Annotated in this window: 7 protein-coding genes; 4 read left to right on the forward strand and 3 right to left on the reverse strand. The window is 64.7% G+C overall.

Going from position 1 to position 11,811, the window contains the following annotated elements:
• Positions 1–9: 9 nt before the first annotated feature.
• Together CHX26_RS16070 and CHX26_RS06870 are read left to right on the forward strand one after the other, a co-directional pair.
• The gene (locus tag CHX26_RS16070) at positions 10–1,026 is read left to right on the forward strand and encodes an autotransporter assembly complex protein TamA (RefSeq protein WP_233997314.1); all 1,017 of its coding nucleotides are present in this window, start codon (positions 10–12) and stop codon (positions 1,024–1,026) included.
• Entirely contained in the window at positions 1,026–5,276 is a 4,251-nt protein-coding gene (locus CHX26_RS06870) for a translocation/assembly module TamB domain-containing protein (RefSeq protein ID WP_104941729.1), read from the forward strand. Before CHX26_RS16070 ends, CHX26_RS06870 begins: the two co-directional genes overlap by 1 nt.
• A gap of 99 nt (positions 5,277–5,375) precedes the next feature.
• Here CHX26_RS06870 and CHX26_RS06875 read toward each other — a convergent pair whose 3' ends face one another.
• A complete protein-coding gene (locus tag CHX26_RS06875) occupies positions 5,376–5,963 on the reverse strand; it encodes a lysozyme (RefSeq protein ID WP_104941730.1) in 588 nt (195 codons plus the stop codon).
• A gap of 194 nt (positions 5,964–6,157) precedes the next feature.
• Between CHX26_RS06875 and CHX26_RS06880 the strand changes: the two genes are divergently transcribed.
• On the forward strand, positions 6,158–6,364 hold the full coding sequence (locus CHX26_RS06880; protein ID WP_104941731.1) for a helix-turn-helix transcriptional regulator: 207 nt from the start codon (positions 6,158–6,160) through the stop codon (positions 6,362–6,364).
• Positions 6,361–7,029 carry a hypothetical protein gene (locus CHX26_RS06885; protein ID WP_146107674.1) on the forward strand — a complete coding sequence of 223 codons (669 nt, stop codon included), beginning with the start codon at positions 6,361–6,363 and terminating at the stop codon, positions 7,027–7,029. The genes CHX26_RS06880 and CHX26_RS06885 overlap by 4 nt, the downstream gene beginning before the upstream one ends.
• Before the next feature lie 71 nt (positions 7,030–7,100).
• Here CHX26_RS06885 and CHX26_RS06890 read toward each other — a convergent pair whose 3' ends face one another.
• Together CHX26_RS06890 and CHX26_RS06895 are read right to left on the reverse strand one after the other, a co-directional pair.
• Positions 7,101–10,610: an autotransporter domain-containing protein gene (locus CHX26_RS06890; RefSeq protein WP_104941733.1), complete on the reverse strand. Its 3,510-nt coding sequence runs from the start codon at positions 10,608–10,610 to the stop codon at positions 7,101–7,103.
• 132 nt (positions 10,611–10,742) lie between these two features.
• Positions 10,743–11,702: a calcium/sodium antiporter gene (locus CHX26_RS06895; protein WP_104941734.1), complete on the reverse strand. Its 960-nt coding sequence runs from the start codon at positions 11,700–11,702 to the stop codon at positions 10,743–10,745.
• Positions 11,703–11,811 lie beyond the last annotated feature (109 nt).

Raw genomic sequence — 11,811 nt, forward strand, 5'->3', positions numbered from 1 at the left:
GCGCTGGATGTGGAATTCGATCGGGCGCCCTTGCGCACCATCGCAGGCGCGATCGGTTACGGCACCGAAGATGGCTTCAAGGTCGAAGGGCTGTGGGAGCATCGCAATCTGTTCCCGCCGGAGGGGGCGCTGCGGCTGCGCGGCATCCTCGGCACGCGCGAGGCGCTGGCGAGCGTGGGTGTTCGGCGCAACAATTTTCGCGGGCGCGATCAGGTGCTGAATGTCGATCTGTTCGCCAGCGATATCACCACGCTGGCGGTGGATTCGCGCGGGGGCGGGGTGCGCGCCACCTTCGAGAAGGTGTCGAACCTGCTGTTCCAGAAACCGTTGAGCTGGCAAGTTGGCGGCGAACTGGTTTTCACCGATGAACGCAACCGATTGGTGCGGACGGCTCCGGGCGGGCCGGCACCGCGTCGCAGCTTTCTCATCGGAGGACTTTTCGGCAGCGTGACGCTCGATGGCAGCGATGATCTGCTCGATCCGACCAGTGGTTATCGCGCCACGGCCTTTCTTGCGCCTGAAGTGTCGCGATCGGGCGGCACCGAAACCTTCTATCTGCGTGCGCAGGGCGATGCGAGCTATTACCAGTCTTTTGGTTCGACCACGCTGGCAGGGCGGGTTCGGGCGGCGACCATTCAGGGCGCGGCGGCCGATGATATCGCGCCCTCGCGGCGGATCTATTCCGGCGGCGGGGCGTCGGTGCGCGGCTATGGCTTTCAGGGGGTTGGTCCGCGCGATGCGGTGGGCAACCCGATCGGCGGGGCATCGCTCATCGAATTCGCACTCGAGGCGCGGATTGACACGCCGCTGTTCGATGGCGCGCTGGAAGTGGTTCCGTTCATTGACGCAGGTTCAGTCGCGCGCGGATCGGCCCCCGACTTTGGCGATATCCGCGTGGGTGCAGGGGTAGGGATCCGTTACAAGACCACCTTCGGCCCGATCCGTGTCGACGTCGCCACTCCGATCAATCCGACCCCCTTCGATAGTCCGGTGGTGGTCTATGTCAGTCTGGGACAAGCGTTCTGATGGCTGACGAGGCAGGCATTCCCGAGGCGGCTGCGCCGGCGCAGTCAAGCGCTCCTGTCAGCACCCGGCGGCGCTGGGGCAAGCGGCTGGGCTGGGCGCTTGCGCTGCTGCTCGCACCGTTCCTGTTCGCCGCTGCCTTCCTTGCGACCCCGATCGGCAAGCGCTTCATCGCTGACCAGATCGCCGCCATTGCGCCCGCCTCGGGCCTGCGTTTCAGCGTCGGGCGGATCGAGGGCGACATCTACGGCAAGGCGGTGCTGCGCAGCGTGGTGGTGAGCGATCCCAAGGGTGCCTTCCTGACCATCCCCGAAGTGCGGCTAGACTGGCGACCGCTGCACTGGCTGTGGAGCGGGCTCGATATCCGCGAGGTCACGACCCGGCGCGGGCGGCTGACCAGACTGCCCGAACTCCTCCCCGGCGATCCCGACGCGCCGCTCCTGCCCGATTTCGATATCCGCGTTGATCGGCTGGTGATCGATGACCTCGTGATCGCCAAGGGCGTTGCAACCGACAAGGACGAACGCGCCGACCTCTCTGCGCGGATCGATATCCGTGATGGCCGTGCACTGATCGACGCCAAGGCCAAGCTCGGCTCCCAGGATCGTATCAGTTTGCTCCTCGACGCCGAGCCGGACGGAGACCGCTTCGATATCGAAGGCGATTACCGTGCGCCAGCCGGCGGTGTCGTGGCAGGGTTGGCGGGCTTCGAGGCTGGCTATTCCGGGCGGATCGTTGGCGATGGCACATGGCGGCGCTGGCGCGGCGCGGCGGTGGCGCGGCGCCTGGGTGCAGCGGGGCGCGATGAGGCGCCAGTGGCAGCGTTCCGGATCAGCAATGATGCCGGACGTTACGGCGTGCTCGGGCAGGTGCGTCCCGGGTTTGACGACACCACCTTCGCCGGGCGGGTGCTGAGCGACAGGCTCTCGCTCGCCGCCAGTTTCAACCTCGAGCGCAGCGTTATCGAAGGGCGGGCAGCAGCGGTGACGGATGGGCTTCATCTGCGCGCTGGCGGCGTGGTCGATCTGGCTGACAAGGCGGTAGACGGCGCCCGCATAAGCCTCGATCTGCGCAATCCCGACCTGCTTGGCGAGAATATGCGGCTCGAAGGCGCGCAGCTTGCGGCCAATCTTGCTGGCGGCTTTGATGACCTGTCGATCAAGCACGAAATTGCGGTTGCGCGGCTCACCGTGGCTGGCGTGGTCGCCACAATGCTCCGGCAGGAAGGCAGCGCCCGGCTTGAGGGTGCTCGGCTGATCATGCCGCTGGCGCTGACAGCCGAACGTGTGACGACCGGCAATCCCCAGGCCGACCCTCGCCTTGTGGGGGGACGGGCTGACGGGCTGCTGACCTATGATCTGGCATCGCAGAAACTGGCGATTGATCGCGGGCAGGTCAGCTTTCCTGGTCTCACAGCCGAACTCAGCCTGCGCGGCGATATTCCCGCCGGCGCCTATGCGCTTGCAGGGCCACTGACCGTCAGCCGACTTGCGGTGGAGGGCGTGGGCGAGGTGACGGCCAAAGCCAAGTTTCTGGCCAAGTTCGGCCCTGCCGTCCCATGGAGCCTGCGCGCCAATCTTGCAGGCGAGGTCAGCCGCATCGCCAATGCCACGGTGATCAATCTTGCGGGCGAGCAGATCCGCTTCAAGGGCGAATTGGGCGCGGGCGCGGGCGAACCAGTGATCCTGCGCGAGACAATCATCACTGCCCCGCGCTTGACCGCCACGATCGACAGCAAGCTGGTGAGGAATGGCGCGACGGCGCGCACCGTTCTCGCAGGCGATGGGCGCCAGACGCAGTATGGCCCGTTCAGCTTCGAAGCCGAGATCAGCGGAGATGATGGCCCGCGCGCGGTGCTGGTGTTGGCCGATCCTCTGCCTGCCGCCGGGCTCAAGGATGTGCGCATTGCCCTCGCTCCGAGCGAGGCGGGCTTTGGTCTCGATGTGGCCGGGCAATCGCTGCTGGGCGCGTTCGACGGCGCGCTTGAACTGTTGCTGCCCGCCGATGCGCCGACCCGCGTGGCCATCAACCGGCTGGAAGTCTATCGCACCAATGTCACCGGCGAGGTGGTGCTGGGCGAGGCGGGCGCTTCGGGCGATCTGCGGCTGGCAGGCGGCGGCGTGAACGGCACGGCGACCTTCCGCCCCCAACCGGGCGGTGCGGTTGGTTTTGCCGTTGACCTGGCGGCGCGCAATGCGAGCTTCGGCGGCGAAACCCCAATCAGCATTACCCGCGCGGATATTGCCGCGACGGGCCGCTACGCCGAGGGTAATACCCGGATTGATGCCGATATCAGCGCTGCGGGCTTCGAATATGGCGCGCTCAGCCTTGCCAGCCTGACCGCGAAGGCCGCCATCGAGGATGGCCGCGGCACGGTCATAGGAAGCATCGCCGGACGCCGGGCCGATCGCTTCGCCGTCAATTTCGACGCGCAGGTTGCCCCCAGCCGCATCGCTGTTGCGGCGCGGGGACAATATGGCGGCGCCAACATTGCCATGCCGCGCCGCGCCGTTCTGACCGCGCGCGAGGAGGGTGGCTGGAGCCTTGCACCGACCCAGTTCGGCTATGCCAATGGTTACGCCATCGTCGATGGCACTTTCGGCGGGGACGAGACGGCGCTGCAGCTCAAGCTGGCGCGGATGCCGCTGCGCCTGCTTGATCTGGCGGGAGCGGATTTGGGCTTGGGCGGGCGGTTGTCAGGGATTGTCGATTATCGCCAGGAGGGCCGAAGCGCGCCAGAGGCTACGGCGAGGGTGCGGATCGATCGCTTCAGCCGCGCCGGGCTGGTGCTTTCTTCCAAGCCCGTCAACGTGCTCGGCGTGCTGGAGCTCGGGCCTGATCGGCTGACCGGCGCTGCGCGTCTGCTCGAAGGGAATGAGCGGCGCGGCGATGTATCGCTGCGCATCGTCGGGATGGCGCCCGATGGTGCGCTTTCGGAGCGGCTTGCCAACGGGCAGCTCGATGGACGGCTGGCGTTCGATGGAGCGGCTGAAACCCTGTGGCGGCTGGCTGCGATTGAGGCGTTTGATCTCAAGGGGCCGATCGCCATCGCCACCCGCGCCACCGGAACGCTGGGCGCGCCGCGTATCAACGGCACCTTGTCGAGCGACAACCTCACCGTCGCCAGCGCATTGAGCGGTACGCGGATCGACAATGTCGCCGCGCGCGGGCGCTTTGCCGGTTCGCGGCTGGAAATCACCCGCTTTGCAGGAGCGACACCGGGCGGCGGCACGATCATCGGCAGCAGTACGGTGGATCTGGCCGGGATCAGCGCGGAGCGCGGCCCGGCAATCGACCTGCGCGCGGCGGCCAAGGATGCCCGGTTGTTGGATGCCAACGGGCTTGAGGCGACCATAACCGGGCCGCTGCGGATCGTGTCCAACGGGATTGGCGGCACCATCGCGGGGCGCGTCACGATCAACCGCGCGCGCTGGGCGCTGGGGGTGGCGGCCGAGGACATGGCATTGCCGCGCATCGCCACGCGCGAAGTTGGCGGAGATCGCGCGTCGGGACGCACGCAGGCATCAGGCCGCGACGCGGCGTGGCGCTATCTTGTCAATGCTTCGGCTTCCAACCGGGTCGCGGTTGAAGGGATGGGGCTGGACAGCGAATGGGGCATCGACATCGCTCTGCGCGGCACAGTGGAAGACCCGCGCATCGGCGGCACCGCGCGGCTGGTTCGGGGTGATTACACCTTTGCCGGCACCCGTTTCGACCTCACCCGCGGGCGCATCCTGTTTGACGAGAACGAGCCGATCAACCCGCGGCTCGATATCCTTGCCGAAACCGCCCGCAACGGCACCAATGTCGATATTGCGATCACCGGCAATGCCATGTCGCCCGCGATCGCCTTTTCCAGCGATCCCGCCTTGCCCGAGGAGGAAATTCTGGCGCGGCTGCTGTTTGGCGGTTCGGTGACGTCGCTTTCCGCGACCGACGCGGTGCAATTGGCGGCGGCGCTGGCAGCCTTGCAAGGCGGGGGTGGGGGGCTCGACCCGATTGGCGAACTGCGCCGCTCGATCGGGCTCGATCAGTTGCGGATTATCAGCGCCGACCCCTTGATCGGGCGCGGCACCGGCATCGCCATCGGGAAGAACATCACCCGCAAGATCTATGCGGAGCTCGTGACCGACGGGCGCGGCTACAGCGCGACACAGGTCGAATACCGCATCACCAGTTGGCTGGCGCTGCTGGGCACGGTTTCAACCATCGGACGCGATTCAGTGCTGATGCAGGTCAGCCGGGATTATTAGAGCACTTTCTGACCATTCCGACCCGCCTTGACGGAGCCGATCCGGCCGCGCAGCCGCCGCAGGCGCGAACGTGCGCCCGCAGCGTCGCGCGCGCGAGGATCATGAACAGTAAAGTTCCGCTTCGGCAGCGCGGCGCCGCACCAGGCCCTTGAGCACGCGGCCGCCCGCGCGGTTCCAGCGCGCGAATTCGCGTGCAGCACCGGCGTGATCGCCTGCGATATGCTTTCTGGTGAGGGTAGCGCGGGCAATGGCCCCGGTGTTGTAGTGGAAGCTCACCAGCGCATCGAACTGGCAGGGCGTGGTGGGGGCCGTGCCGATCGCAGCTTCGACTTCGGCAGCGTAACGCCGCAGATCATCGGCAAGGCGGGCGTCGCACTGCGCCTGCGTCCAGCGTGTACCAGGGCCGATGCGACCGCCGTTGAAGAGGTCGCGTCCGGTCGCTCCCCAGCCGATGGTCCATGGCGCGGCTCCGGTGCCGGGGTCAGGATAGGCCTCGATCATGCCGTCGGTACGCAACCGGGCGCAGCCTTCGAAGCGCTTGATGAGCGCAACGCCCTGCGGGCCGATCGACCGCTGCTCTGATGGCGTTGCCGTGGATGTGACGGGCGCCGGCGTGCCGCTGTGCGCGGGCAGAGCCGCAAGTCGGCGCATCAGCGAAAGCAAGGGGGTGGCGGGCTGATAGGGCATGGCGTTGGCCTCCTTCTGGGCGTGAGGCCGGACGATTCAGCATGATCGGACGGAGTAGGAAAACGATTTCCTCGGCAAGGGTGACAAGAGTTCTTGACTGACAAGAGCTCTTGACTGTAAAGAGTTCTTGTCAGGGCCGTACTTGCAACAGCGTCTACGTGCAAAGATGCCTAAGAAGCGGATCGGAAGCCTCGTTGGAAAACCGTCTGAAGCACTATCGTGAGCTCAAGGGCTGGAGTCAGGGTGAACTGGCCCGTCGGCTCGGCGTTTCGCGGCAGACGGTCAATGCGGTCGAGACCGACAAGTATGACCCGTCTCTGCCCCTCGCCCTGCGCATGGCGCGGCTGTTTGAGGTCGCAGTGCCTGACCTGTTCATCGATCACTGGGAGCCTGAAGCATGATGAGCGAAATTGAGACCCCGCGCCCTCCGGTCAAGTGGCGCAAACTTGCGCTGCAGCTGACATCCGGTCTGATTGTCGGTGGCCTGGTCGGCTATGGCGTAGGCTATTTGGCTGGTGGCTATTTCGAAGCCCGGGGACTGGAGGATGTGCCGCTGTCGGTCGAGATCGCAGGGTTGGTGGCGGTCGTCTACCTGCTGATGGCGGGTGTGGTTCTTGCTGGATCGTTAAGCCCGTCGTTCGGTGCCAGAATCCTCAATGTCGAGGATGCCGACGAGGTGCGCGAGTTGCAGGCGCAGTTCGTCAATTCGGGGATAGCGATGCTGTTGTGGGGCTTCGCGCTCCTTGGCTTGGCATTGGCTGCACCTATCGGCCCCCTCACTGCGCCTTTGGCCTTGACGATATGTGCGGGCGGATTGCTGGGAGGCGTGTGGTTCGCGTGGAAGGCCTATCGCGCCGCCGATGAGCTGATGCTGGCAATGAACCTCGAAGCAGGGGCCATCACCTATGGGTTGGTGTTGCTGGTGCTCGGCGGCTGGGGGATGCTCGCGCATCTCGGATATGTGTCGGCGCCGTTACCGATCGATATCCTGACAGCCTGCTATGTACTGGTGATTGTCGCTGCCTACATCGCTATCGGTCGACGCGGTTTGCTCAAGGTTCGCTGACCAAGACCTCATCCAGCAAAAAGGGGCGCCCGCATTGCTGCGGGCGCCCCTTTTTTTGCCTTGTCGGCCGATCAGAAGCGGTAGGTCGCCGAGGCGCGGAACGCCCGTGCGTCAGCCGAATCGCGCCCGAAGGTGCTTTCGAAACCGATCCCGAACTGCACCGGTCCGCGACCGATCTGCGCCGACAGGCCGAGCTCGAACCAGTCGGTATCAGCCTGACCGATCACGAAGTTGGCACCCGGACCAGTGCCCTGCGTGAAGTTTGCCGCCAGCAGCTGCGGGCCGTTCTCGAATTCGTGCACATACTGCGCGGTCGCATTGATCTGCACGGCCTTGGCCTGGGTTTCGAAATCGAAGCCGGCGCGGGCCTGCTTGCTTTCGAACCGGTCGCGCTCAAGCGTCAGACCCAGCGTACCGCCGTTTTCGCGGATCGTGGTCAGATCGACGCTCGCATAGCGACCTTCGATGCCCGGAGAGATGGTCCCGATGCCGGTCTCGATGTCATAGGACAAGCCGATAGCACCCGAGATCAGCAGATCATCGCTCGAAGATTCGAGGGTTTGCGCAGCGCCCAGGAACTGCACGGAACGCTGGGTGTCGAAGCCCATGCTACCCATGCTGAACTGGGCATCGATCACCGGGCCATCGGTCAGCTTGTGACGCATGTAGAGCGATGCCGCATAGGTATCATTATCCACGCGCTGGCCAAGCGGAACGTCGGCTTCCAGAGTGCTGAAGTAACCCGAGATACCGATCATGGTATTGTCGCCCGGGTAGAACTCGACGCCACCCGACAGGTAGTAGCCCGAGAATTCGGTGTTGCGGGCGATGAACTGCCCGGCAATTTCGGCACCGGCGTCATAACCCGGCAGCGAGTCCGAATCCCCGGTCACAATCCCGCCGGCAAGGAACATGGCGACGTTTTCCGGCAGGTTGATTTCGACCATTTCGGTCTCTTCCGCGCCGCCCTGCAGCGCCATCACGTCGAGGCCCAGTGGCTGGCCCATCGGCGAGAGGCTCATCTGCGCAAGGTTCAGCGGAGCGCCCTTGACAGCGACCTTGCCTCCGGCCCGGCTCTTGTCCGCTTCACGCAGGCGGCCATCGATGAAGTTCTGGAGCAGGTTGATGCTCTGGCCCGAAAGCGAGCGCACCGCCTGCTCGTTCACCGGGGCAAGCGAGTTGAAGGTGTTGCGGATGGTGTCAACGCTCTGGAAATCGAGCGCATAGAGCCCGGTCAGAGCAGCGTTGGCGCGGTTCTGGTCGAACAGGTTGGCATAGGCCGACTGCACCGGGTTGTCGCGATCCACGACCGTGCCATAGCTCGCCGCGCGGATTTCCATCTGGACGCGATTGGCTTCGTAGATGAAGCTCTGGCTCAGAATCGGCGAGATGGTAGTGGCGGTGAAGGTCCCGGTCACGCCGCCGTCTGCGGTGAGAATGGTGAACCTACGGCCGTTGCCATTGACCTGCTGGCTGATGCCGATGCCGAGGCCGACCACACCGCCGACGTTGGCTTCGCCGGTAACGGCCAGACGGTCGGACTGTCCGGCAGCGTTGATGTCGGCTAGGAAAGTCGTGCCCGAGGACATTACCAGGTTGCCGTCAATGTTCAGCGTACCGATCGTTCCCATCGTGGCCGGCGAGAACACCCCGGCAACGCTGGTCACGAACGGCGCACGTACGGTGCCGGTGCCTTCGAGCATCCCGGAGAACAGGGTGTAATCGCCCACCGAGTTGATGGCACCGTTGACGTTCACCCGCCCACCGAACTGGTTGATGTCGATCAGCGAGGTCAGATTGCCCGCGCTCGCGACGGTCAGGCCGGCGTTGCCGCGCACGGTCAGCTTGTCGATGGTAACGGTGCTGCTCAGCGTGGTAGTGCCGTTCTGGCTCAGGGTGACATCGAAGTAACGCGGAGCCACGCCTTCGCCGATCACCGGATCGATATTGTTCGGCACAAAGCCGGTCGCACCGGGCAGGCCATTGGCCAGCGTCGGAGCAGGCAGACTCGGAGCCTGAGTTTGCGGCGCGTCTTCGGCGATTTCGACTTCGCCGTCGATGGCGATTTCTTCCGCGCCGCCACTGATCGCAATGTCTTCGACACCCGTGATCGCGATGTCCTCGACACCGCCGTTGATGGCCATCAGGTCATCGATCATGCCGTTGATCGCAATGTCCTGAACCGCGCCGAGCACGTTCGCTGTGCCCGGCAGTGCAGCCTCGACCGCCTCGACGCCGTCGCCGGCGCCCGGAAGCAGGTTCGAAAGGTCAGCCTCGCCGAGGTTGTTCGACACGGTCGCCGCAGGCGGCGGCGGAGTGAAGGTGCCTTCGGTTTCCCCGGTTCGAACGTCGGTGCAGAAATCGCCCGGCTGTTCGAACTCGATGCAGACGCCGCCCCAATCGCCCCCGGTGCCGCCCAGGCCGAGCTCGGGCGTGGTCGGAACGCCGTTGACGATCTGGCCGTTGGCGTCGATCACGCGGTAGGCCGGGTCAAGCAGCGTCACCCAGTGGTTGGCATCTTCCCAGTTGCCGTTACCGGCACGCGTGCCGACATAGCGGTAGGGGTTGTTCTCGGCGATGTACTGCCAGAACAGCGACAACGGCTGATAGAAGCTGGTGCTGCCGATCGCGCCAAAAGGCTGTGCGCCGAAGAAGCGCGAACCGCCCGAGAGCACGCCGATCACCAGATCTTCGTTGGTGAAGGTGTTGTTTTCCGCGCCAAGGATCAGCGGACCGCCCGAATCGCCTGGGCCGGTGGTACCTTCGTTGGGCAGCGCATCATCGCGGTGCGCGTTGATGTCGAACACGAAATTGCGGTTCTGCGAGTCGAAATCGAGTTGATAGAGGTTCTGCGTCAGCGAGTTCCCAGCACCGAACAGCACGGCGTTGCGATCCGACAGCGAAAGGAAGCCGCCGAGCATGTTTTCGGCTGCGCGGCGCCGGAAGTCGACCCCGAGGTTCGAGCCGGCTGTGGCACTGCCCGAGCGGCCGTAACCGACGATGTTGACGTGATAGCCGGTGCCGCGCACCGGATCGATGGCTTCAGGCGCGGGCAGGGTGCTGAACAGCAGCGCCCAGGTCGGGATGCCGACAGCCGGGGTGTCAAGGCTGGCGAGCGCAATGTCGGCTTCGATGAAGCCGAGCGCGGCCGGGTTCTGCACCGAACGGGCATCCCAGAAGATGCGGTTGATGTTGAACACGCTCAGCGCGGCATTGGTCTGGCTGTTCGCGAACCATGACTGGATGCCGGGAAGGGCATTGACGTTGAACGACACCGCTGCGCGGACCTGGGTGCCGTCATAGGCGGTTTCGGGCCGGGTGTTCACGCAGTGTGCGGCGAACAGCACGGTCCGCGGATTGATCAGCGTGCCGGTGCAGATGCCGATGCCGCCCTGACCGGGAACGTTGGTCACGATCATGCCGACGCCGCGATAGACATCGTCATTGTCGACGATGTCAGCAGGGGTCTTTGTTTCGTTGGGAACCACTGCAAGCGCGGGAGTTGCGGCGGCGGCAGCCGCGAGAGCAAGGGTGGCCGAGCCGGCCAGCAGGCCGCGGCGACGGAAATGGTCGATGTTCATGAAGGCCCTCTGTCTGTATTGTTCTTGAACGTCACGGGACGGTCATGGGTGATACCGTAACGCGTGAAAACGTCGTGACAATTCGAAAAAATCGAACCACGTCGGGTTTTTTCTGACCGTGGCGCGATAGCCTCAGCGCAGCACCAGAAAGGCCGTGTATCCGGCATAGATTGCCGCGAGCAACGCGCCTTCTGCGCGCGACAAGCGCCAACCGCTACGTAGTTGCACGATCAGCAAGGCCGTCACGCCAAGCATCACCCAGATGTCAAACCGGGCAATCTCGGCGGGGACTTCGATTGGGTGGATCATCGCGGTCAGGCCGAGAATGCCGCACAGGTTGTAGATGTTGGAACCCACGACATTGCCGAGAGCGACGTCCCCATGCTTGCGTATGACTGCGACAACGCAGGCGATCAGTTCAGGCAAGGAGGTGCCGATTGCCACCACGGTGAGGCCGATGACGCTTTCGGAGACACCCGCTGCACTGGCGAGAACCTTCGCTCCGTCAACCAGCCAGCCCGCGCCGAAGATTGCTGCGGCCAGTCCGGCGATGATCATCCCGCCCAGCACCACGGGGGCGGTGTCAGCCGGCACCGGGCGATCTTCGGCTTCGTGTTCGTGGCGCAAGGCTTCTGCATCGTGTGCGGCGCTCTCCGACTTGTAGGCCCACCACAGGTAGGCCACGAGTGCGGTTACCAGCAGGAGGCCATAGGCAAAGCCGATGACACCGACCATCACGGCGCCTGTCGCAAGCAGGGCCGTGCCTCCCAGTGCCAGCGAGTCCCGCTTGAATGCGGCGGGGTTGACGCTGATCGGCACAATCAACGCGGAAATACCGAGGATCAACAGGATGTTGGCGATGTTCGAGCCCACGACGTTGCCGATCGCGATGCCCGGCGATCCGCTCAGTGCCGCCTGCACGCTGGTTGCAAGCTCGGGCATGGAGGTACCGAAGCCCACGATCGTCAGCCCGGCCAGCAATGGGGAAATTCCGAGCCGGGTCGCCATGCCGACTGCGCCGCGCACCAGCAACTCACCACCCAGAGCGAGCAGAACAAGGCCACCGGCAACAAGCAACAGCGATTCGGTCATGGTATTCCTGCAAAATTGAGGCTTGGTCGGGGTTCTATCGATCTGGCTGCCCAAGGTGAAGTCAACAGTCCGCCTTGGATTGCGTCCCATGCAACCCGATGATATTTTT

The sequence above is a fragment of the Porphyrobacter sp. HT-58-2 genome (assembly GCF_002952215.1).
Taxonomy (GTDB): domain Bacteria; phylum Pseudomonadota; class Alphaproteobacteria; order Sphingomonadales; family Sphingomonadaceae; genus Erythrobacter.

What these genes read in the sequence shown, in the direction of transcription:
- CHX26_RS06870 (WP_104941729.1), top strand. Translation starts at nt 1,026, where the DNA reads ATGGCTGACGAGGCAGGCATTCCCGAGGCGGCTGCGCCGGCGCAGTCA.
- CHX26_RS06875 (WP_104941730.1), bottom strand. Translation starts at nt 5,963, where the DNA reads ATGCCCTATCAGCCCGCCACCCCCTTGCTTTCGCTGATGCGCCGACTT.
- CHX26_RS06885 (WP_146107674.1), top strand. Translation starts at nt 6,361, where the DNA reads ATGATGAGCGAAATTGAGACCCCGCGCCCTCCGGTCAAGTGGCGCAAA.
- CHX26_RS06890 (WP_104941733.1), bottom strand. Translation starts at nt 10,610, where the DNA reads ATGAACATCGACCATTTCCGTCGCCGCGGCCTGCTGGCCGGCTCGGCC.
- CHX26_RS06895 (WP_104941734.1), bottom strand. Translation starts at nt 11,702, where the DNA reads ATGACCGAATCGCTGTTGCTTGTTGCCGGTGGCCTTGTTCTGCTCGCT.